17 protein-coding genes are annotated in these 21,084 nt (G+C 71.6%); 11 read left to right on the top strand and 6 right to left on the bottom strand.

Going from position 1 to position 21,084, the window contains the following annotated elements; genetic code table 11:
• Window positions 1-752: 752 nt before the first annotated feature.
• The 3 genes from ABT112_RS17815 to ABT112_RS17805 all read left to right on the top strand — a co-directional run bounded on the left by ABT112_RS17815 (window position 753) and on the right by ABT112_RS17805 (window position 4,757).
• On the top strand, window positions 753-2,771 hold the full coding sequence (locus tag ABT112_RS17815) for an alkaline phosphatase family protein (protein ID WP_351510564.1): 2,019 nt from the start codon (window positions 753-755) through the stop codon (window positions 2,769-2,771).
• Window positions 2,772-2,947: 176 nt separating this feature from the next.
• On the top strand, window positions 2,948-3,409 hold the full coding sequence (locus tag ABT112_RS17810) for an HIT family protein (protein WP_351510562.1): 462 nt from the start codon (window positions 2,948-2,950) through the stop codon (window positions 3,407-3,409).
• Between the two features lie 112 nt (window positions 3,410-3,521).
• Window positions 3,522-4,757, top strand: a complete 1,236-nt coding sequence (locus ABT112_RS17805; RefSeq protein WP_351510560.1) for a dienelactone hydrolase family protein — start codon at window positions 3,522-3,524, stop codon at window positions 4,755-4,757.
• A 224-nt stretch (window positions 4,758-4,981) separates the two neighbouring features.
• On the opposite strand, the gene ABT112_RS17800 is transcribed toward ABT112_RS17805, so the two are convergent.
• The gene (locus tag ABT112_RS17800) at window positions 4,982-5,842 is read right to left on the bottom strand and encodes an LLM class flavin-dependent oxidoreductase (RefSeq protein WP_351510558.1); all 861 of its coding nucleotides are present in this window, start codon (window positions 5,840-5,842) and stop codon (window positions 4,982-4,984) included.
• 290 nt (window positions 5,843-6,132) lie between these two features.
• Between ABT112_RS17800 and tap the strand changes: the two genes are divergently transcribed.
• Both tap and tpg read left to right on the top strand, forming a co-directional pair.
• Window positions 6,133-8,580: a telomere-associated protein Tap gene (gene tap / locus ABT112_RS17795; RefSeq protein WP_351510556.1), complete on the top strand. Its 2,448-nt coding sequence runs from the start codon at window positions 6,133-6,135 to the stop codon at window positions 8,578-8,580.
• A gap of 9 nt (window positions 8,581-8,589) precedes the next feature.
• Window positions 8,590-9,144 (top strand): telomere-protecting terminal protein Tpg, encoded by a 555-nt coding sequence (gene tpg, locus ABT112_RS17790; RefSeq protein ID WP_351510554.1) that lies wholly within the window; start codon window positions 8,590-8,592, stop codon window positions 9,142-9,144.
• 98 nt (window positions 9,145-9,242) lie between these two features.
• On the opposite strand, the gene ABT112_RS17785 is transcribed toward tpg, so the two are convergent.
• Complete coding sequence (locus ABT112_RS17785; RefSeq protein WP_351510590.1) at window positions 9,243-9,785, bottom strand: GNAT family N-acetyltransferase; 543 nt, start codon at window positions 9,783-9,785, stop codon at window positions 9,243-9,245.
• Window positions 9,786-10,108: 323 nt separating this feature from the next.
• On the opposite strand from ABT112_RS17785, the gene ABT112_RS17780 reads away from it, so the two are divergent.
• Entirely contained in the window at window positions 10,109-10,429 is a 321-nt protein-coding gene (locus ABT112_RS17780; protein ID WP_351510553.1) for a hypothetical protein, read from the top strand.
• Window positions 10,430-10,669: 240 nt separating this feature from the next.
• On the opposite strand, the gene ABT112_RS17775 is transcribed toward ABT112_RS17780, so the two are convergent.
• The gene (locus tag ABT112_RS17775; protein WP_351510551.1) at window positions 10,670-11,518 is read right to left on the bottom strand and encodes a LysR family transcriptional regulator; all 849 of its coding nucleotides are present in this window, start codon (window positions 11,516-11,518) and stop codon (window positions 10,670-10,672) included.
• A gap of 93 nt (window positions 11,519-11,611) precedes the next feature.
• On the opposite strand from ABT112_RS17775, the gene ABT112_RS17770 reads away from it, so the two are divergent.
• From ABT112_RS17770 to ABT112_RS17760, 3 genes are all read left to right on the top strand, one after another.
• Entirely contained in the window at window positions 11,612-12,349 is a 738-nt protein-coding gene (locus ABT112_RS17770; protein WP_351510549.1) for an SDR family oxidoreductase, read from the top strand.
• Window positions 12,350-12,673: 324 nt separating this feature from the next.
• The gene (locus ABT112_RS17765) at window positions 12,674-13,876 is read left to right on the top strand and encodes an epoxide hydrolase family protein (protein WP_351510547.1); all 1,203 of its coding nucleotides are present in this window, start codon (window positions 12,674-12,676) and stop codon (window positions 13,874-13,876) included.
• Between the two features lie 367 nt (window positions 13,877-14,243).
• Window positions 14,244-16,241 carry a HEAT repeat domain-containing protein gene (locus ABT112_RS17760; RefSeq protein ID WP_351510545.1) on the top strand — a complete coding sequence of 666 codons (1,998 nt, stop codon included), beginning with the start codon at window positions 14,244-14,246 and terminating at the stop codon, window positions 16,239-16,241.
• A 58-nt stretch (window positions 16,242-16,299) separates the two neighbouring features.
• On the opposite strand, the gene ABT112_RS17755 is transcribed toward ABT112_RS17760, so the two are convergent.
• The 3 genes from ABT112_RS17755 to ABT112_RS17745 all read right to left on the bottom strand — a co-directional run bounded on the left by ABT112_RS17755 (window position 16,300) and on the right by ABT112_RS17745 (window position 19,391).
• A complete protein-coding gene (locus tag ABT112_RS17755; RefSeq protein ID WP_351510543.1) occupies window positions 16,300-17,064 on the bottom strand; it encodes a YqjF family protein in 765 nt (254 codons plus the stop codon).
• A 106-nt stretch (window positions 17,065-17,170) separates the two neighbouring features.
• Window positions 17,171-18,373 carry an IS110 family RNA-guided transposase gene (locus tag ABT112_RS17750; RefSeq protein WP_351510541.1) on the bottom strand — a complete coding sequence of 401 codons (1,203 nt, stop codon included), beginning with the start codon at window positions 18,371-18,373 and terminating at the stop codon, window positions 17,171-17,173.
• A 301-nt stretch (window positions 18,374-18,674) separates the two neighbouring features.
• Window positions 18,675-19,391, bottom strand: coding sequence for a CTP synthase C-terminal region-related (seleno)protein (locus ABT112_RS17745; protein WP_351510539.1), 717 nt, complete (start codon window positions 19,389-19,391; stop codon window positions 18,675-18,677).
• A 76-nt stretch (window positions 19,392-19,467) separates the two neighbouring features.
• Here ABT112_RS17745 and ABT112_RS17740 point away from each other — a divergent pair, with 76 nt between their 5' ends.
• Window positions 19,468-20,355 carry a LysR family transcriptional regulator gene (locus ABT112_RS17740; RefSeq protein ID WP_351510537.1) on the top strand — a complete coding sequence of 296 codons (888 nt, stop codon included), beginning with the start codon at window positions 19,468-19,470 and terminating at the stop codon, window positions 20,353-20,355.
• A 263-nt stretch (window positions 20,356-20,618) separates the two neighbouring features.
• A partial coding sequence (locus ABT112_RS17735; RefSeq protein WP_502975382.1) for an SMI1/KNR4 family protein occupies window positions 20,619-21,084 on the top strand: 466 nt, incomplete at its 3' end.

Below are 21,084 nucleotides of genomic sequence, written 5' to 3'. Positions count from 1 at the left end.
GCAACGTCCCGGAATGCCGGGAAGCGTTCGCGGTCCGGAGCGTCCGGCCGTCACGGCCCGGGCGTCCTGTGCGCGACCCCTGCTGTGAAGCCACGGAAGCGCAGGTCATGGGGGAGTTGGTGCGCTTTGCGGCGGCTTCGCCGAGCGGAGCCGCCGCACCGCTCACGGGCCTGAGGGACCGGGGCTCCGCCGATTGAACTGAAGCGGCCGGTGGACCGTACAGATATCGGCGGCCCAGAACTCCCGAGCCTGGCCCGCCCTGCCACCACCGGCTTTCGCAAGGAAGGACCTTCGGGTTGTCGCGCTTCACAAGCTCTCGTCAGCTTCCGAATACGGACAAGGCGACCACAGAAGAGGTTCAACGGCCGGACAGTCCTCCGGAGGATGCGTCCGACGACGTCTCGGATCAGGACACCGCCGGCAGTACCGGCGGCTCAGCGGCGCATGAGGATGCCATCGAGGGGGGAGCCGGCACTGCGGGCTCCGACGGCACCGGAACCGAGGAGACCGACGGGCCGACGGCCTCCGACGGCTCTGCGCAATCGGAGACCGAACGATCGGAGACCGAGCAACCGGAGACCGAGCAACCGGGGGCCGCACATCCGGAGGCCGCACATCCGGAGAGAAGCGGCGACACCGACGGCCCGGACGGGGCCGAACTCGCTACCGCGGGCAACGGGAAGGGCCGCGCGGACGCGAAGCACTCGGGCGAGGCGGGGACGGCGGGGGACCGCCCCGAAGAGCCCTCGGGGATGGAGGACTCCGGCACCGCGAACGGCCCGGAGGGAAGCGCCGGTGCCGAGGAGTCCGGTTCCGCGGGGGACGGTGCCGAGGAGCCCGGCGGTGCGGGGGACGGCGCCGCGGGGCGCGGCACTCGGGCGGGCTCGGGCGGCTCGGGGGACGACAGCGGGCAGGAGCCCGGCGGCGCGGGGGAGCGCGGCCCGGACGAGCGGCACGGGGCGGCGGTTGCCGCTGTCACCACCGGGAACAGCGGTGACGACGGCGACTCCGATGGTGGCGGCCCCGATGGTGGCGGCCCCGGTGACCCGGCCTCGGGCGGTGGCCGGCCGGGCCGGCATCCGGGCGCGGCGCGGACCCTGCGGTGGGTGACGACCGGACTGGCCGGTGCCCTCGTACTGTGCGCCCTCCTGATGCCGAACCAGCTTCCCCGCCTCACCCCCGGCGCGTTCTTCCGCATCCCGGTGGAGGCCGTCTTCGGCGCCGCTCTGCTCCTCGTCCTGCCCCCGAAGGCGAGGCGGGTGACGGCGGTGCTCGGCGGGGTGGGGCTCGGCCTGCTCACCGTGCTGAACCTGCTGGACATGGGCTTCCACTCGGTGCTGGACCGGCCGTTCGACCTGATCCTCGACTGGATTCTGTTCGACGACGCCGAGGCGTATCTGAGGGACTCGGTCGGGCAGGCGGGCGCGATCGGTGCCGTCATCGGAGTCGTGGTCCTCGTGCTCGCTCTGCTGGTCCTCATGACGCTGTCGGTCCTCCGCCTGACGCGTCTGATGGCCCGCCACAGCGCGGTGGCGACCCGCACCACCCTGGTGCTGGGAACCGTATGGGTCATCTGCACCGCCCTGGGCCTGCAGATCGCCGGCGTTCCCGTCGCGGCCAAGACCACGGTGGCGCGCGTCGACGACCGGGTGGACCGGGTGCGGGCCGGCATCCGGGACGAGCGGCAGTTCGCCAAGGAAGCCGCTGCCGACAAGTTCCGCCGGACTCCCGCCGACCAGCTGCTGACCGGCCTTCGGGGCAAGGACGTCATCTTCGCGTTCATCGAGAGCTACGGCCGCAGCGCCATCGAGGACCCGAGGATGGCGCGGCAGGTCGGCGACGTGCTCGAGAAGCGGAACACCGCCCTGCGTGCCGCCGGTTTCCACTCCCGCAGCGCTTTCCTCCACTCGCCGACGTTCGGCGGCGGCAGCTGGCTGGCCCACTCGACCTTCAACTCGGGCCTCTGGATCAAGAACCAGCAGCGCTACCGGAGCGTCACGTCGAGCGACCGCTTCACGCTGACCGGTGCCTTCCAGCGGACGAACGCCTGGCGGACGGTCGGCCTCATGCCGGGCGTCACCCGGGCCTGGCCGGAAGGCAAGTTCTACGGCCTCGACCATGTCTACGACTCACGTGACATCGGCTACCGGGGTCCGAAGTTCAGCTGGTCGCCCGTGCCGGACCAGTACAGCCTGAAGGCCTTCGAGCGCCTGGAGCACGGCAAGGAGCGGTCCAAGCCGCTGATGACCGAGGCCATCCTCGTCTCCAGCCATCAGCCCTGGGCGCCCATACCCAAGATGATCGGCTGGGACGAGGTGGGCGACGGCTCGGTCTACAAGGCCATCAACAAGGCCGGCAAGAACCCCGAAGAGGTGTGGAAGGACCCGGACCACGTGGCCAACGAGTACCGGCGCTCCATCCAGTACTCGGTGACCAGCCTCACCGAGTACCTGGAGAAGTACGGCAAGGACAACACCGTGCTCGTCTTCCTCGGCGACCACCAGCCGGTCCCGATGGTCACCGGCGACCACGCCAACCGGGACGTGCCGATCTCCATCGTCGCCCGCGACCCCGCGGTGCTGGACCGCATATCCGGCTGGGGGTGGGAGGAGGGGCTGAAGCCCAGCCCGAAGGCGCCGGTGTGGCCGATGGACTCCTTCCGCGACCGGTTCCTGACCGCGTACGGCCCGCAACACGGCTCCGGGCACGGCGGGAACGGAGCGAAGCACGGCTCCGGGCCGGCCGCCTCCACGAGCGGGAAGAAGCGGTAGCCCCAGGGAGGGAGCGGGAGGGCCCCGGCGCGTCGGCGCCGGGGCCCTCCCGTCGTGCGCCGGGCCTCGTCAGTCGCCGGTCCTGAAGCTCTTGGCCGGGAACGGGAAATCGTCCCCCAGCTTCACGTTCCCGTGTGGAGGCATGGTGAGCCGGATCCGCGTCTATCATCCTCCGCATGACGGTGCCCGACTGTTATCCATGCGGCAGAGAAGCGGAGTTCGGTCGTCTGCCGCCGCGCGAGTGCATTGCGTTTGACGAACACTGGAGAGTGGCACATGGGATCACCACCGCGCTGCCCGGCTGGCTCGTCCTCCTGCCGCGTCGCCATGTCACGGCGATCGCCGATCTGACCGATGCAGAGGCCGCGACACTGGGAATCTGGCAGGTCAGGCTCTCCCGAGCTCTCCACCGGGTGACCGGGTGCGTCAAGTCCTATGTGGTGCAGTTCGCTGAAGCCGAAGGCTTCGCCCATGTGCACTTCCACATCGTGCCGCGGAGCGAAAGCCTCTCCCCGGAGTGCCGTGGGCCGGCTGTGTTCGACTTGCTCAGGCGGCCCGAGCAGGAACGTGTGACTGCCGGGGACGCCGACCGATTGGCGCTGTCTCTGCGGGCCCACCTCGGCCCGTCCTCCCCCTGACGCGCGTACGCCGAAGCGGCGCCGCCCGCACCACCGGCTCGACACAGCGAGCCATGGTGATCGTGGCTGGTGAATGCGGAACCGGGTCTTTCCGTTCTGCATCCTCCGGGGCATGAAGAAAGCGCTCCTCTGGCCCGCGGTTCTCCTCGCCACGTCCGCCGTGGGCCTGTCCCTCACCACCGGTGCCTTCGAAGCCTCCGGGGGCACCACTCATGCCCAGCGGGGCAGTGCGGACGGGCTCACGCGCTACCGGCTCGCCCCCGGCATGATCAAGAACGTCCCCGGGGGCAGGGGCAACCCCACCCAGGTGCACGGCGTCCTGGGCATGCCTCAGGGCGGCGGCCCCCACCCGGTCGTCGTCGTGCTGCACGGTCTGCACCAGAACTGTGTCCGGGACGGAGCACCCGGGATCGCCCGCGATGCGGTGCAGACCCGCTGGCCCCTGGTCTGCGCGTCACCCGGCAGGGCCGGCACGAGGGAAGCGCAGGGAGTGGGACCCGGCTATCTGCGGCAGGACGCGGGGCTGTCCTCCATGGTGCAGGCGCTGACCCGTAAGGGCTTCGTCGCGGTGTCCATCGATGTGGCGGCCGCCGAGTACGGGTGGGGAGGCGAGACGGTGGCCGAGAAGGGCTACACCCAACTGGTCGGCACCCACCTGAAGCTGCTCTCCGACGTCAACCGGGGCATCACGCACGGCCTCGACCTGCCGGGCGTCAAGGGGCGGATCGACACCTCCCGCGTGGGGCTGGTGGGACACAGCCGCGGCGGCGGCTACGTTCTGTCGCCGAAGGCCGCCGAACGCGCCGGGCTCTTCGGGGCCGTGGCCGTCGAGCCGGGGGAGAACGCCGAGCGGGCCCCGCACCGGGTTCCCGTGCTCAACATCCGGGGTGCCTGCGACGAGGACCTCGGTCCGGACGCGGGCCTGGACACCATGAAGAAGCTCGCCGGATCCGGTTCGACGAAGGTCGCCGCGGACGCGCTCCTGGCGGGCACCGGCCACCGGATGCTCAACACCAGCCTCGCGCCCACCGACCAGGACGGCGGCAACGGTGACTGCTCGGCATCCGAGGTCGCTTCCCCGGCCGCGGCACGCGCCCAAGTGGCCCAGATGACCGCGGCCTTCCTGGCCCAGGCCGCCCGCGGCGCCACCTCCTACGAACTCCCCGCACTCGACGGCCTGCGCCCCAAGGGCGGCAATCTGCGAAAGGACGGCCCCACGGTCACCTTCCAGCAGGCCGGACGTGATGCCTTCACCCGTCCCGGCAGCATGCGCGAAACCACTTCGGAGCAGCGGGTGCTCCCCGCGATCCCGAAGGACCTGCAGGTGTCGAAGGGGAAGGACTTCTGACCGGGCAGCGGGCGCGCGGCAGCCGTCGGCCGCCCCTGCCCGGGGGAACCCGCCCGGCCGGGCGGGGGCCGTGGCCCAGTGGCAGCACCCCGACGGGGCCGCCCACCTGCCGGCCCCTCGTGGAAGCGCGCACCGACCACCACGCGGCCCGCTCCGCACGGCCGCGCGGGCACGGTCGGTCCGGTTGACCCCACCGCGCGGCGGCACATGCGGTCCGCGAACGGTCAGAAGCGGGGCGGCCCGTGCTCGATGCGCCGCATCAGCGGGGCGAGTTCGTCGATGCCCTCGTCGATGACATGGCGCTCGTCCCACCAGGTGGCGCCGGCGTCGATCAGCGGCCCGATCAGGTCGTGTGCCGCCGCGGGGACCGTGGGGCTGGTGCCACCGACGACGAGGTCGAACGGTTCTCCGCTCCGCTCGCCCCGCCGAGCGTTCACGTAGCGCGCCAGCTCCCGGACTTCGTCGACGGGCGGTGCGTGACCGTGCTTCGCCGACTCGAAGAGGGGCACCGCGCCGTCCCACCGCGCGGCCCGGCGCATCGGGCGGCGGCGCGGCCAGAACCCGGCGATCCAGACGGGCACCCGGGGGCGCTGCACCGTCGGGGGCAGCAGCGTGACGTCCCGCACCTCGTAGTGATCGCCGTGGTGGGTCACCGGTTCACCGGACCAGTAGCGTTCGAGGAGGTCCAGGCCCTCGTCCAGGTGCTCGGCCAGCACGGTCGGATCGGTGGGCTCACCGAAGCTGCCGTACTCGTCCTCGATGGGACCGCCCAGCCCGGCTCCGAAGACGACGCGGCCGCCGCTGATGTGGTCCAGCGTGGCCACTTGCCGGGCGAGCTGGTGAGGACGGCGCCGGGCGACGGGGGTGACGAGCGTGCCGAGCCGGATACGGCTGGTGGCGAGCGCCGCGGCGGTGAGCAGCATCCAGGGATCCCCGAAGGTCCGCCGTTGACGCATGTCGTGCACCACATGGTCCCAGACGAACAAGCCGTCCCATCCGGCCTGTTCCGCCGCGTGGGCCACTGCCGCAACAGTCCGTGCGTCCGCGAAGTCCCCGAAATTCGGAATGTTGATCGAGAAGCGCATAACGGCATGCTCCGGGGCGCGGAGAGCAGTAGCAAGCAGATAATTCCAGCCAAACGGGCGTCTGTGCCGGCACCGGTCCCGGGCCGTGCCGGTCGGTGTCGGGAGCCGTTCTCGGAGTGGGCCCTTCCGGCGCGCGGTGGGCGGGCTCGCCCGGTCTGCCGGTGGCGAGCCCGGGGCAAGCGGAGGGTTTCGCTCCGGCTAGGCTGCCCACCGCGCGTCACGAGCAAATGAGCGCGGAAAGTACGCAGAATGTCGAATCCAGACGCTAGTATGGGCCCTGGAGGTGTTCCATGTCCGATCGACTTGCCGCGATCAACGCTCTGATCGCCAGTCAGCCCGTCCTCCCTCCGCCCGCGGAACGCGAGCGGTTGCGCAAGGCGCACGGCCTGACCCAGGACCAGGTCGCCGACGCGCTCGGGGTGCGCCGTGCCACGCTGGTGAACTGGGAGAACGGCAGGACCGATCCGCGGCCGCCACAGCGGGACGACTATGCGCACCTTCTGCGGGAGCTGGCGAAGCTCTATCCGCCGGACGGCACGGTGGCAACCCCCGCCCCGGCCGCGCCCGCACCGCCCGCCCCTGTACCGGCGGCGCCCGTGCAGCGAACCGCCGCCCCGACGGCGCCGTCCGCACCCGACGTGGTGCCGCGGCCCGGCAGTGAAACCGGCCCGTCGGATGCCCGGCCCGCTCCGGCCGGCGAGGTGAACGAGGCGGACGAGGCGGAAGCCGGGCCCGGCTTCCGGAGGCCCGGCTCCCGGAGCGGCCTCCAGGAGGCCGATTCCCAGCGGTCCGGTTCGCGACAGTCCGGTTCGCGAGGGCCCGGTCCTCAGGAGCCGGGGGCGCGGAAGTCCGGTCCGCCGCGCGGTGAGCGGAACCCCGGCCCGCGGAACTCCGGCCCGCGGAACTCCGGCCCGCAGAACCCCGACGGGCGGATCCCCGGCCCGCAGCGCGATGCCGCGAGCACCCCGGCCCCGGCCCCGACCTCGACCTCGGCCACTCCCTCCGCCGACGAGCGGTTCGCCCACGGACCGCTCGGCGTGCTGGACGGCGACGGTGCGCTGTACTGCCTCGGCGGCCTGGTCCTCGACTGCCCGGCCGAAAGCGTCGTCTCCCTGGTCGAATGGACCCTCCGCGAAGCACAGCTGGGAGCGCCCCGGCTGCACGCCGCGGGCAAGGACTCCGACCCGCTGATCGTCCTCACCGCGGCCGCCGCCGAGCGCCTCGGCCTCCCGGCGCGGCTGGCCGACCGGCGCGGGCTCCGGCTGCCCGACGACCACCGGGTCGTCAAGGACATCAAGCGCGCGAAGTGGCAGCTGACCCGCCGCGGATTCGGCCCCTGGGCCCGCGTCTACCGCCCCGCGCAGGGCGGCCGCCGCCACTGCGTCCAACTGGCCGTCCTTCCCTGGGAGGCGCTGGACTCCCGCTCGTGGGGAACCGCCGACCGACTGCCGCCGGCCGACCTGGCGCAGCTCCTCGGCACCTACGCGACCCGGGTGATCACCCCCCGCGGCTCGACCGCCGTCTCCGGCCTGGAAGCCATGACCGCGCTGCGCCCGCCCACCCGCGCCGTACGCGACGAGGCCACCGGAGGGTGGGCCTCCGGCCCGGTCCCCGGCTCGCTCACCGAACCCGTCGACCCCGCACCCCCCGAAGCACCCGCCGAACACCCCGTCGCCGCGGCCCTCCACCCCCGCAGCCACCAGCGCACCCCGGCCGAAGTCCTGGACGAGGAGGCGTACGAGTGGATCCGTGACCCGCAACTGCTCACCGACGCCGAGTGCGAGCGCCGGTTCGCGGTCGGCATCGATGTGAACACCGCCTTTCTCGCCGCCGCCAACCGGCTCCCGGTCGGCCTCGGCGCACCCGTCCACGTGGCATCGCCGGTCTTCGACAAGAAGACCCCGGGCTCCTGGCTGGTGGACCTGTCCGGCATCGAACTCGACCCGCGCCTGCCCAGCCCGTTCACCCCGGACGGCAGCCGCCCGGAGGGCCCGGCCTGGTACGCGACACCGACCGTCGCCTACGCCCAGGAGCTGATCGACACCTACCGGCTCCCCGCCACCGTCCGGCCGCTGGAAGCATGGATCCGCCGCGCATCGGGCCCGTACCTGGACCCCTGGTACAAGCACCTCGCGGAGGCGTACAAGGCGACCATGGCCGACCTCGGCGTCACCAGCGGCATGCCGGAGCGGGAGTTCCTGGCCGCGATGGAACACCACCGGCAGACCGACCCCGGCCTGGCCGCGGTGCTGACCGCCATCAAGTCCACCGTCAAGGGCGGCATCGGCAAGCTGCGGGAGCGCCCTCAGGGCATGGGATACCGGTTCGGCGAGCGCTGGCCGGCCCTGGAACGGCCCACCTGGCGCCCGGACATCCGTGCCGCCGTCATCTCCACCGCCCGGGTCAACATGCACCGCAAGCTGGTCAGGACCGCACTGGCCGGCCAGCGGTCCGCGGCACCCACCGGCCACCTCCGGTTCGACGACGACGCCCTTCTCCCCGTCGCCCTGCTGTCCGACTGTGCGGTCTACCTCGCCGACGGCCCGAGCCCGCTGGACGTCCTGCCCCGCACACCGGACGGGAAGCCCGCCCCCGGCTGCTTCCGGCTGGGCGTCAGTCCCGGCATGGTCAAGCACGAGGGCACCCGGGACCTGCTGTGGGCGGTGCAACTGCTCGACGAGGGGAACAACCCCGCCCGGCACATCAAGGGCACCGACGCCGCCGACGACGGAGAGTAGGACCGGACGATGGGCATCTTCGAGGACAGTCTCGACCGGGCCACGGCGGCGAACTTCACCCGGCCGATGCCGAAGTCGGCGCAGGCCCGGATGCGGTTCCTGGTCAAGCAGCTGAAGGGCACCAGGGCCGTGGCCGAACTGCTGGGCGTTTCGCAGCGGACCGTGGAGCGCTACGTCAAGGGCCGGCTGAAGCGCCCGCGCACGGAGCTCGCGGCCCGGCTGGCGGACGAGGTGCGCAAGCGCTGGCAGCCGCGGGTGCGGGACCGGGCCAGGAAGCAGGCCGCCACCGCCACCGGCATCGTCATCGAGACCCGCGCGCGGTTCGGCTTCACCGCGGCCCCCGGCTCCACCGACGACGCGCGGATCCGTCGCGTCACCCAGCACCTGCCGCCGGAGTACGCGGCCCGGCTCTTCGACGCCCAGGCCGCCGGAGCCACCGACCAGCAGCTACGGGGCATCGCCGCCGAGGGGCTCCAGGAGGTCTACTTCAAGGACGGTGGCCGGCGCGCCGAGGGGCTGCTGGTCGAGTTCACCGACATCGACTATGTGGAGCTGGACTTCTGACCGGACAACGGGAAGCCGCGGCAGGGCATACGGTTCCGGGTCCGCACCGGTGTCCTCGGCGGGACATGCCCCGCCGAGTGCCGTCCTCGCTGCCGCCATCAACGAGTGCTGGTGACGTACTGGTCCGACGACAACGCGAACACCCGTACGCGCCGACCGCAGGTGGGATTGACCGTCTCACGGACCGGATGCATCCCCAGCTTGGTCATGATCCGTGTCGAGGCGTCGTTGCCCACTTGAGCGATGCTGACGATCCGCTCCAGCCCTCGCTCTTCGAACCCGAACCGTACGGCGGCCGCAGCGGCCTCGGTGGCCAAACCCTGCCCCCAGTGGGAACGTCCCAGCCGCCAGCCGACCTCAACCGCCGGCAGCACCTCCGGCAAGAAGCCGGGCACCGAAAGGCCGGTGAACCCGGCCAGCTCGCCCGTGGACCGGATCTCCACGGCGAACAGGCCGAAGCCCTGTGACTCCCACTCGCGCTCCCATGCCTGGATCCCGTCGCGAGTCTGCTGTGCGTCACGGACGCTGCCGTCACGGATCCACCGCATGACCTCGGGGTCGGCATGGAGGGCAGCCATGGGCGCGACGTCTTCCTCGCGCCAGCGACGCAGGATCAAACGGGGAGTCTCAAGCGTGACCATCCCATGATTCTGGATCACCCGCCATACGATCACGAGACTCGACGCTAGCGTCGTGCGGGCCGCAGGAACAGACACGGCAGATATCCGGTACGGCTTCGGCGTGTCTCAGGTCGGGGCGACCACCAAGATGAGGTGTCACCCGACGTGTTGCCGTAGCCGATGGGCTACCGGGGGCCTGATGCCCAGAAGCTGCAGGCCAGGACGGTGCCGCTGTTCCCGGCGCCGGTCAGCTGGAACTCATCGGATTCCGGTTGCCGCAACCCACGTGGATGCCCCGGCGTCCCAGTCGGTGACGGACGACTGCCGATCACCCGGGAGAGCACGTGGCGAAGAGGGACCAGAAGGCGGGCGCGGCGAGGGAGAAGGACCGCGAACGGTGGATGGCGCGTTTCCAGGTACGGCTGGCCATGCAGCCGGGCGTGGACCGGGCAGTGGTGCTCCAGGCGGTCAAGGATGTCACGGCGCACTGCGCGGAGACGGGAGAGCATCCGCGCACTGCCTTCGGCGACCCGGACGCCTGCGCCGAGCAGGCCGCGGCGCGGCTGGTGCCGGCGGACCGGGCGGCACGGGCGAGGCGGCAGAACGCCGTGGTGGACACGCTCGACTCCGTGTTCAAGAGGGCCGGGGACATCGTCGGCCTGTGACCGGGCAGGTTCTCGTCCCAGCCGTCGAACATCGTCAGCAGGTGTGTGCGCACGGCCGCCGTGTCGTCGGGTTCCACGCCGGCGGCCACATGCCGGTTCTGCGGGGCGCGGAAGGCGGCGCGGACGCGGATGTGGCCGTTGCCGTTGCGCTGGGCGCGCGGGGCTGCGCTGTCGGCCGTGTCGCCGGGTGCGGTCCCCGCCGGGACGGATCCGAAGACCGACGATCGGCGAGTTGCCTCGTCAGAGCCGAGTGGCTGTGCGGATCAGCCCGGCGAGGGCGCGCGAGCGGCTGTGCGAGGGCCAGGCGATGTGGGTGGTCACGGCGGGTGCGTCGGTGAGGGGGACGGCGGCGTGCGCGCTCCACAGCCAGGCGCGGGCGGAAGCGGGGAGAACGGCCAGGGTGCGGCCGAGGGCGATGAGCTGGGTCAACTGCGACAGGTCGCGGATCTCGGGGCCCGGTCCGGGCGGGTAGGTCCCGTCGTGGCGGGGCCAGCGGGCGGGCGGCAGATCGGGGACATCGTCGACGTCGGCCATGGACAGGGCCGGGCGCGCGGCAAGCGGATGTCCGGCAGGCAGGACGGCAACCTGCCCTTCGGTCAGCAACTCCTCGCTGTCGAACCCGGCGAGGGAGCTGAAGAGCGGGTGCAGCAGCGCGACGTCGGCGCGCCCGTCGCGCAGGAGCCGTTCCTCCTCACCGACTCCGCACAGCACCACCTCGACCTCGGCCGCGTCGGGTTCGGCGGCGTGGGCGTCGAGCAGCTTCCGCAGGATGTCGTGGGATCCGGTGGCCTTCGTCACCAGCACCAACGGGCTGCTGGGGGACGCGGCGCGGCGGGTGCGGCGAGCCGCGGCGGCGGCCGCGTCGAGGGTGACGCGGGCCTCGTTCAGCAGCACCTCGCCGGCGCCGGTGAGGGCGACACCGCGGCGGTTGCGTTCCAGCAGCAGGACGCCCAGCCGCCGCTCCAGACGCTGAATCGCCCGGGACAGCGGCGGCTGAGCCATGCCGAGGCGTTCGGCGGCGCGGCCGAAGTGCAACTCCTCGGCGACCGCCGTGAAGTACCTCAGCTCACGAGTCTCCAGACCGTCCATGACCTCAGCGTACTGGAGCCATACCCGGCAGGTATCACAGGGGACCGGATCGGTGTTGGAGCGGCCACCGGCCGACGGGACAGCATCGACGGCATGAGCGAGAAGAAGCTTGCGCTGGTGACCGGCGCGAACAAGGGAATCGGATATGAGATCGCGGCCGGGCTGGGGGCTCTCGGCTACCGGGTGGGTGTGGGAGCCCGCGACCGGACCCGGCGCGAGGCCGCGGTCGAGAAGCTGCGCGCCGCCGGGGCGGACGCGTTCGAGGTGCCGTTGGACGTGACCGACCATCAGAGCGTCACCCGGGCCGCCGAACTGGTCGAAGGGCTTGCCGGGCACCTGGACGCCCTGGTCAACAACGCCGGCATCTCGGGAGAGCTGGGGCCGGGGTGGGTACAGGACCCGACCGCGGTCGACTTCGGCGACCTCCGTACGGTCGTGGAGACCAATGTCATCGGTGTCATGCGGGTGACCAACGCGATGCTGCCGCTGCTGCGGCGCTCGGTGTCGCCGCGCATCGTCAACGTCTCCAGCAGTGTCGGGTCCCTGACCCGGCAGGTCGACCCCGGCATCGAGGTCGGCCCGGTCATGGCGGCTTACGCGCCGTCGAAGACATTCCTCAACGCCGTCACCGTGCAGTACGCCCGGCAGTTGGCCGGCACGAACATCCTGGTCAACGCTGCCTGCCCGGGCTATGTCGCCACCGACTTCAACGGCTTCCGGGGACCTCGCACACCCGAGCAGGGCGCGGTCACAGCGATCCGTCTCGCCACGCTGCCCGACGGTGGCCCGACCGGCGGGTTCTTCGAGGAGGACGGCACCATCCCCTGGTAGCCCCATGGCGGGAGGCAGGAGGCAGGAGGCAGGAGGCAGGAGGCAGGAGGCGGAAGGGCAGTACTGGCGCAGAGCCGTTGTTTCCCGGCTGTGCTGTTCCGCCTACCGGTCCAGAACGATGCGGCAGTCGCCACGGCGTGAGATGCGTCGATGCCGTTCATCGACGATTCGGACGGCATCCCGGCTGATCGCTTGCTCGGGGCAGGTTGCCCGAATGGAAGGACTACCCCTTACAAGCCTCTGCCGGTGCGCAAAAGGAGCGTCTGGGCCCGGCAGAAAAACCGCCGATCACGAAAGCGGCAAGACCACCTAAACTGCGGCACCATGACGACACCGCCGGATGACAGCATCCAACCGTTCCGAGTCTCGATCCCGGACAATGACTTGGACGATCTGAGGTATCGCCTGGACCGCACCCGGTGGCCGGACGAACTGCCCGACGTCGGCTGGGACTACGGCGTTCCGCGTGACTACCTGCGGGAACTCGCGCACTACTGGCGGCACGAGTACGACTGGCGGGCGGCAGAGACTCGTCTGAACCAGTGGCCGCAGTTCACGACCACGATCGATGGCGCGAACATCCATTTCGCGCACATCCGCTCCCCGGAACCGGATGCCACACCACTGATCATCACGCACGGATGGCCCGGATCCATCGTCGAGTTCGAGCGGATCGCAGGCCCGCTCACCGACCCCCGGGCGCACGGCGCCGATCCTGCGGATGCCTTCCATCTGGTCCTGCCGAGCATCCCCGGCTTCGGGTTCTCCGGCCCTACCCGCGACCGGGGCTGGGAATACCAGCGGATCGCGGCCGCCTTCGCCGAGTTGATGCAGCGCCTGGGCTACCAGCCTTACGGGACGCAGGGCGGCGACTGGGGATCGGCGATCTCCCGCGAACTGGGCCGCATCCGCCCCGACCACGTCATCGGCGTCCATCTGAACCTGATACCCGGTGCCGGGGCGACAGCCGAGCCGACCGAGGCGGAACTCGCCGCCCTCAGCCCCGCGGAACGTGAGCGCACCAGGGCCTCATGGGAGCGGATGCAGGCATGGGGCCGCGACAAGCAGGGCTACGCGGACATCCAGTCCACGCGTCCGCAGACCCTCGCCTACGCACTCACCGACTCGCCCGTCGGCCAACTCGCCTGGATCGCGGAGAAGTTCAAGGAGTGGACGGACAGCGCCGACCGGCCCGAGGACGCCGTCGACCGTGACCACCTGCTGACCAATGTGATGCTGTACTGGCTCACCGGGACCGCTGGCTCCTCCGGGCGCGTCTACTACGAGCGCGCCCACGCCGCCTACCAGGGAAAGCCGCCGGAGCCCTCAACGGTCCCCACTGCGCTCGCCGCCTTCCCACAAGAGAACTTCATCGTCCTGCGGCACATCGCTGAACGCACGAACAACATCGTTCGCTGGACGGAGTTCGACCGAGGCGGCCACTTCGCCGCCATGGAGCAGCCGGACCTGCTTGTCGGCGACATCCGCGCCTTCTTCCGCAGCCTGCGCGACGCAAACGCATCCTGACGGGACGAGCACCGGCCGCACCACGCCCTCTACCCACGGCTCCGGCTGTTGGCGGATGGCGATGTACTGGGCGAACCTCGCCGGCCGCGACGGTGCCGCCCTGTCGCACGCACAGGACGTGCAGCCCATGAGGCCGTTGCCGACTGCCTGTCCGCCACGACGACCCTGTGGCTGCCGGTCTACGCGGCCGGAGCGGCCGTACTGGTGGGCCTGGGGGCGTTGTCCATGGAGCGAGTCCGGGCGCGGAACGAGGCGGCCGTGGCCGGCGGGAAACCTCCTCGCCAGGGCTGAGCAGGTGGGTCCCGGGCCGCTCGCGGCGTGGAAACCTCTTCGCCCCGCGTCTCAGCCAGTAGGTAGGGTCAGGCGGATGTGGGAGGGACTGGAAGCGGTCGACTGGGCGGGTCTGGAGCACAACTACGGTTCTGCTGAGGACGTGCCAGGCCTGCTGCACCGATCCGCGGGACCGGATCAGCCGGACGCAGAGGGCGCCGCGTTCGAGCTGCTCAACCTGCTCTACCACCAAGGCGGATGGATCTGCTCGGCAGCCTCGGCCGCGCTGCCCTTTCTGCTCCGTCTGGCTGCTGCCCCGCACGTGCCGAGCCGTGGCACGGTGCTGGAACTGGTGGCGAGGCTGGCCTCGGAGGCCGGACAGGTCGCCGAAAGGTTTCTGGACCCCGGCTGGTCGTCGACCTGGGAACTGGCGCTTCCCCAGTTGCTCGCCCTGCTGGCCGATCCCGAAGCGGAGATCCGGCGGGTCGCGGCCCACGTGGTCGGTGCCTGCACCAGTCCCGGCGCGCTCATCCTGCCCGCACTCCTGCGGTGTTGGCAGGCGGAGAGTGACCCGGCGACCCGGCTCGATCTGGTCCTCGCTCTGGGCCGGGCAGTCCGCCGGGAGCCGGCCGGTGACCGGTCCGACGAGGCCGGCACCCTCCTCCGGACGTTGCTCGTGTCCTCGGAGCCGCAGCTTCGTCTGGCCGCGGTGCATGCGCTCTCGGCCGGTGACTCGGGTCTCGCCGTGAGGCGCATGGAGACCGTGCTGGATGCGGTGCGCGATCCGAGCGTGGAACTGTGGCAGCACACCAGCTCGGTGGAGGGCGGGGCGCGAGCTGTCCAGTACCGGACGGCGGCGTTGTTCGCGGGAGCATCCCCCGCTTTCACCCTGGGTCTGATGGCCGACCATCCGGACGCAGAACAGCGAATCGGCTCCCTGGCGCAGGCGGGCGGCCTGCTGTCGCAGTGGCGTTCACCGGCCGGCGCACTGCTGCCGGCCATCGCGGCACGGCTGGACGACCGGGCCGCCGAGGTGCGCTACCGGGCAGCCGAACTGCTGGCCTGCCTGGGCCCGTCGGCCGGCGTCCACGCCGACGCGGTCGCCGGGCTGCTCGGCGATACTGCCGCCCGCATGTCGCGAACCGGCGAGACAGTCGCCGATGCGGCTCTGTGGGCGCTGGCCCGGATGAACGATCCGCGCTGTTTGCCCGGCCTGGCCGAGCGCGTGGCCGGCGCCCGGTCCGGGTTCGCATCCGCCTCCGCCTTCTACGGCAGTGCCGGTGAGGCCTTCCACCATCCCGTTCTGCCCACCCTCTACGAGGCACTCGTCCGCCTCCATGAACATGCCGGAACGCTGCTGCCGGTGATCTGCGACCGGCTGACCCCCGCCGGGGACGTCCAGCTGGTCGAGCAGCTCTGCGACGTGCTCGCCGCCTGGGGGCCTGCCGCCAAGACAGCCGTACCCCAGCTGCTCGACCTGCTGGAGGACGACGAGAGGTGGACCGCGGCGGCGACGGCCCTGGCCGGCATCGGGGTCGAGGGCAACGGGGGACGTGAACTGCTGCTGGCCCGGTCCCGTACCGGCGGAGCGGACGTGGCGCTCGCCGCCTGGGCGTACTGGCAGGTCGGCGGCGATCCGGGCCCAGCCCTGAGAGTGCTGGGGCCTGCCGCCACCGAGGGCCGATTCCCCCACCCCGCCCTGCGCAAGCTGGCCGACCTCGGTCCGCACGCTGCCGACTTCGCGGATCGGCTCCGGACGTTGGCCGGTGCGGCCGACACGTGGACCGGAGTCGAGGCCGCGCACGCGCTCTGGGCCGCGACCGGCGAAACTGAGAACAGTGTCCCGGCTCTTCTGCAGGCCGTGCAGGAACTGGCCGACGGTACCTACAAACCGGTCATGCTCCCCGCGGTGCGCCATCTGACCCGGATGGGCCACGCCGCCCGGCCCGCGGTCCGGCTCCTGCGCGACCTGCCCAGAAGTGACCGGCGCCTTCACTACTTCGGTGGCTGGCGCGCCTTCACCGAAGACGAGTCCATTCGCGCTGCCGTCGACGCGTTGCTCGGCGACCGGCCGACCCGCTCCACCCAAGGGTAGCTGAGTGCTGAGGACGCCCCGACGGGCCAACTCGAGCACTTCGCGTGGCCACCCGGCGTCAGGGTGTGGGGACCCCGCCCGGCCGTGCGGGGCGGCCGAAGCGCACGGGCACCCCCGGTGAGTACAGCACGCTCACCGGCGCCCCGGTGGGGGCCGGGAGTCCCGCTGCCCGTATCAAGTCCTCGTCGCACGTGAGGAGTTCGGCGTGGTGCAAGGGCCAGCGCGGGTGGGTGTTCGGCAAGTACGCCGAGCGCCCGAAGAACGCGTTGTGCAGGCCCCAGCGCGCCGTCAGGAAGTGCTCCAGCTCGGTCGGTTCGGCCACCGGCTCGCCCAAGCGGATCGCGATCCGGCTGTGTGCCCCGCGGGGGCCCGGCCAGCGCCGCGTACTGGTGTACGTGAGGGTGTCGCCGTCGCGCTCGATGCCCATCCGGGACCACAGGTAGGGAAGCCGGAAGGCCGCGCGGGCCATCGCCACCGGGATCAGCCGGGAGGCGTCGAGTGAGCGGAAGACCACGCCGCGGCGGCCGTGTTCGTCGACCGAGTACAGCCGGACATTGGTCTCGGGAAAGGTGCCCAGATAGGGGATGCCGGGGAGACGGAACCAGCCCACCCGGTGCATCCGGAAGGCCACGAGCCCGACATGGGTGACCCCGTTCAGGGTGTCGGGCACCGTCCCGGCCGGCAGGAGTCTCGCCACATCGTCGCGATCGGCCGCCCAGTGGAGGAACGCGAGATCCAGCCAGGACTGGGTGAGCAGGGGCCGGGGGGTGTCGCCGGGCGGGTCCGGGGTGATGGGTTCCGGCGCGCGAGGAGTGAGCGTCACGCGGCCAGTGTCTCAGGAGGACCGGCGCCGCGGGGCCGGGGAGGGAGGACCGGCCGGTCGGCGGGCGCCGTGGACCGTCCGGGGGGGGGTGCCTCTATGTCCTTCGTCAAGCGAGTCGAGGGGTTCTCGGTTCGTAGAAGGTTCCGTCGCGGAGCATGGCGAAGAGGACGCTGATGCGGTGGCGGGCGAGGCGGAGGAGGGCCTGGGTGTGGGTTTTGCCTCGGGCTCGGCAGCGGTCGTAGTAGGTGCGGGAGGCGGGATCGTGGAGGGCTGCGAACGCGGAGAGGAACATCGCCCGTTTGAGCTGCCGGTTCCCGCCTCTTGGGGCGTGTTCGCCGTGGATTGAGGTTCCCGACTGCCGGGTCGCCGGGGCGAGGCCGGCGTAGGAGGCCAGGTGGGCTGCGGTGGGGAAGTTGCTGCCGTCGCCGATGGTGGCCAGGAGGACTGCGGCGGTCCTGACTGCGATGCCGGGCATCGAGGTCAGGACCTGGGAAAGAGGGTGGGCCTCCAGCAGGTTCTCGATCCGGGCTTCCAGGGCCCGGCGTTGTTCGTGGACGGCGGCCAGCGACTTCGCCAGTGAAGGGACGATCACGTCGAGGGTGCCGGTGCCGGGGACGACGACGGTCTGCTCGTCGAGCGCGGTGAAAATGTTGTCGACCAGCCGCTCGGCCATGCGCGGTGCCCGGGGCCGGATGACCTCGACAAGCCTGCGGCGGCCGGCTTTGCGCAGGGCGGCCGGGGACCCGTAGCGCTCGAGGAGCCAGGTCACTGCCGGGTGGTCCAGGCGCGGGCCCAGGACGCGTTCGAGGCTGGGGTGGAACTGGGTGAGCAGGCCGCGGATGCGGTTGGAGGTGCGGTTGGCTTCCCCGGCGAGGTCCTGGTCGAAGCCGACCAGCATGGTCAGCTCCGCGGTGACCTCGTCGGTCAGATCGAGGGTGCGCAGGGTGTGGGGCATGGTGCGGGCGGCGTCCGCGATGACGGCTGCGTCTTTCGCGTCGGTCTTGGCCTCGCCGGGGTAGAGGTCGGCGATCCGCCGCATCGCGAGCCCGGGCAGGTAGGCGACCTGGCAGCCCGTATCGCGGGCGACGGTCAGGGGGAGGGCGCCGATGGAGGCGGGCTGGTCCACGACCAGCAAAACCGTGCCGAACTTGGCCGTGAGCTTGTCGAAGACCGCCCGCAGCTTCGGTTCGCTGTTGGGCAGCGGCTTGTCGAATACTTTCTTCCCGGCCGGGGTCAGTCCGTGGCCGTGATGTGCGTGCTTGCCGACGTCCAGGCCCAGGAAGACGCCTACCCCGTCGATGTCGACCATCGTGCCCCCACATGCGTCGATGCGTGCCGGCCTCGAAAGCGGGGCCGTTCTCGCGCATCCACGTTATGCAGACCTGCCGCCCTGTTCACGGCCGGGCATTGCGCCCGGCCAGGCGGTGGTCGGACCTCTGATCAGCGTCTCCGACGGCACCCCTCGGACCCGGTGACACCACCCCCCAGGTCATCCCATCGACAGGGGGCAACAGTCATACCGGGCCCGGAGGCCAGCGGCCCTCTTGCAGGACCACGAAGAACATAACGGGGGGGGGCGGCCACAGGTGATCGGTGGGTAGGTGCAGCGGTCACGCGGCCACCTCCGTGTGCCTGACGGCCGCGGACGCGAGACCGCGGATGAGGGGATGGGCGCGGCCGCCGTCGCCGGCGAGTTCCGGCTGAAACAGGGTGGCGAGGAAGAACGGGTGGTCCGGCAGCTCCGCGATGCGTACGTCGCCGTCCGCGTCGGTTCCGGTGAAGCGCAGCCCGTGTGCGCCGAGCAGGTCCAGGTGGTCCGGGTTGGCACCGTAGGTGCAGTGGTAGTGCTCCACGGACTCGGTGCCGAGGAACTGTTCGGCCCGGGAGCCCGCGGTCAGCGCGACCGTGCCCTCGTGGCCGACCAGGGAACAGACCAGCGGCACCACCACCGCGTCGCCCGCTTCCGTGTCCGGCGCGTTCTCGGCGTGCCCCGCCGATTCCAGCCCGCACACGGTGCGGGCGTATTCGAGCAGCACATGCTGGAAGCCGCCGCAGGTGCCGAGCAACGGAATGCGGTGCTCGCGGGCGGTGCGGATGGCCGCGAGCGCCCCGGCCTCACTGCGGTAGGGGCTGCCGGGCAGCACCCAGACCGCGTCGAAGGAGGCCATCGCCGTGGTGTCGCCCGCCTCCTCGGTGGGAATCCAGTAGGCGTCCAGATCCAGGCCGTCGTGCTCGCGCAGGGCGTCGAGCAGTCCCGGAATGCGTGTGTGGGAACGGACGTGCGGGGAGCGGTCGCCGACGAGGGCGACGCGAGCGGGGTGGGTCATGCGGCCATCCTGAGCCGGTCCGCGGCATCGCGTCCAACGATGATCTGCGCATCGACCATCAGCAACACTGATACTCATGGATCCGCAGCAGCTCCGCACTTTCGTCGCCGTGGTCGACCACCGTTCCTTCTCCGCCGCGGCCCGGGCGCTGGGCTACACCCAGTCCGCCGTCTCGCAGCACATCGCCTCCCTCGAAACCGACCTGGAGACCGCCCTGGTCACCCGTCGTCCGGTGGCGCCGACCGCGGCGGGCACACGCCTGCTGGAGCACGCCCGCTCACTGCTGCTCCGGCTGGACGCGGCCCGCGTCGACATCGCGCGCCTGCGACAACTGCGCCCCGGACGGCTCGCCGTGGCCTGCACCCCCGGTGCCCTGACGCCCGCCGCCGCGGACGCGGTGGTCCGCATCCGCACGGCGGCCCCGCAGCTCACCGCCTCGGTACGGGTGTGCGGGCGCGACGAGGCACTGCGGGAGGTGCTGACCGGCGCGGCCGATCTCGCCCTGGTCGACGGCGCGGCGGCCCCCAGCGATCCCCTGCCGCTCCCCGACGCCGGGCCGCTGACGGCTTTCGCCGTCGCCCAGGAGCCCCTGGCGGTTCTGCTGCCCACGGCCCACCCACTCGCGGGCCGTTCCGCACTGAGGCTCGGCGACCTCGCGGACGCCCGCTGGATCGACGCCCCGGACGCCGCCGTGCCGCTGGGCCACCTACGGGCCGCAGCCCGGACCGACGGCTTCGGGCACCAACTCCGCTACAGCGGCGGCGACATCAGCGGTCTCGGCACCCTGGTGGCCGCCGGAGGCGGGCTCACCGTACTGCCCCTGCCTGTGGCCGCCGATCTGCGCGGCATCGTCGCCGTGCCGATCTCCGCGCCCCGGATCGTGCATCGCGTGGAAGTCCTCCACCCCCGCAGCATCACCGGTCCGGCCGCCGAACTCGCCGACATGCTGCGGCTCTCACCCTGATCCAGGTCGAGCGTGCCTGAGCGATTCCGGTGGCGGTCTGTCCCTCGGAACAGGTGGGGCACTCCGCCTGACCCACCTGGGATGGGCTTGCGGACGTACCAATCGAGTACCCGGACAAGCGTATTCCGGCCGACGTCCGGCTGTCGTGTGGGGTCGGCGGACCCGGCGTGCACGCAGGCCGCGTCGGTGTGGCCGCCGGACCTTCGGCGATGCTCATCGAACAGAGGGCCGTCGTTGTCAGTGGCGGCCCCTACAGTCCAGCCATGGACGTTCCCGCAGTTGACGCGTCGTGGGCCCGTATCGATGCCTGGCTGGCCCGACATGCTCCCCTCAGCCATGCTCGGCTGCGCCCGGCAGCGCGGCCGGACGACATTGCCGCTGCCGAAGGTGCTCTCGGAACCCCCTTCCACCCCGATCTGACGGCCTCCCTGTTGTGCCATGACGGAGTGGAACTCCAAGAGGGGGCACCGGAGATGGCGTACTACGGGCCCCCTTCCGGCTTGGCGGACATCGTGCAGAGCACACGGTTCCTTCGCGAGGTGTGCGACGACCTCGACGCGGATGACGAAGCCCTGCACGGCCTCACTTCCCCACACGATGACGAAGCCTGTTGCGCCGACGACGTGCGCCGCCACGACGACGTGCGCCGCCACGACGACGTGCGCCGCCACGACGACGTGCGCCGCCACGACGACGTGCGCCGCCACGACGACGTGCGCCGCCACGACG

This window comes from Streptomyces sp. NPDC002055 (genome assembly GCF_040296705.1).
Classification (GTDB): Bacteria; Actinomycetota; Actinomycetes; order Streptomycetales; family Streptomycetaceae; genus Streptomyces.
This window is presented reverse-complemented; position numbering and strand designations above follow the sequence as displayed.

Coding starts and splice junctions, on each gene's coding strand:
- tap (WP_351510556.1), top strand. CDS start 6,133: ATGTCCGATCGACTTGCCGCGATCAACGCTCTGATCGCCAGTCAGCCC.
- ABT112_RS17740 (WP_351510537.1), top strand. CDS start 19,468: ATGGATCCGCAGCAGCTCCGCACTTTCGTCGCCGTGGTCGACCACCGT.
- ABT112_RS17775 (WP_351510551.1), bottom strand. CDS start 11,518: ATGGACGGTCTGGAGACTCGTGAGCTGAGGTACTTCACGGCGGTCGCC.
- ABT112_RS17815 (WP_351510564.1), top strand. CDS start 753: ATGGAGGACTCCGGCACCGCGAACGGCCCGGAGGGAAGCGCCGGTGCC.
- ABT112_RS17800 (WP_351510558.1), bottom strand. CDS start 5,842: ATGCGCTTCTCGATCAACATTCCGAATTTCGGGGACTTCGCGGACGCA.
- tpg (WP_351510554.1), top strand. CDS start 8,590: ATGGGCATCTTCGAGGACAGTCTCGACCGGGCCACGGCGGCGAACTTC.
- ABT112_RS17765 (WP_351510547.1), top strand. CDS start 12,674: ATGACGACACCGCCGGATGACAGCATCCAACCGTTCCGAGTCTCGATC.
- ABT112_RS17750 (WP_351510541.1), bottom strand. CDS start 18,373: ATGGTCGACATCGACGGGGTAGGCGTCTTCCTGGGCCTGGACGTCGGC.
- ABT112_RS17810 (WP_351510562.1), top strand. CDS start 2,948: ATGACGGTGCCCGACTGTTATCCATGCGGCAGAGAAGCGGAGTTCGGT.
- ABT112_RS17785 (WP_351510590.1), bottom strand. CDS start 9,785: ATGGTCACGCTTGAGACTCCCCGTTTGATCCTGCGTCGCTGGCGCGAG.
- ABT112_RS17745 (WP_351510539.1), bottom strand. CDS start 19,391: ATGACCCACCCCGCTCGCGTCGCCCTCGTCGGCGACCGCTCCCCGCAC.
- ABT112_RS17770 (WP_351510549.1), top strand. CDS start 11,612: ATGAGCGAGAAGAAGCTTGCGCTGGTGACCGGCGCGAACAAGGGAATC.
- ABT112_RS17805 (WP_351510560.1), top strand. CDS start 3,522: ATGAAGAAAGCGCTCCTCTGGCCCGCGGTTCTCCTCGCCACGTCCGCC.
- ABT112_RS17760 (WP_351510545.1), top strand. CDS start 14,244: ATGTGGGAGGGACTGGAAGCGGTCGACTGGGCGGGTCTGGAGCACAAC.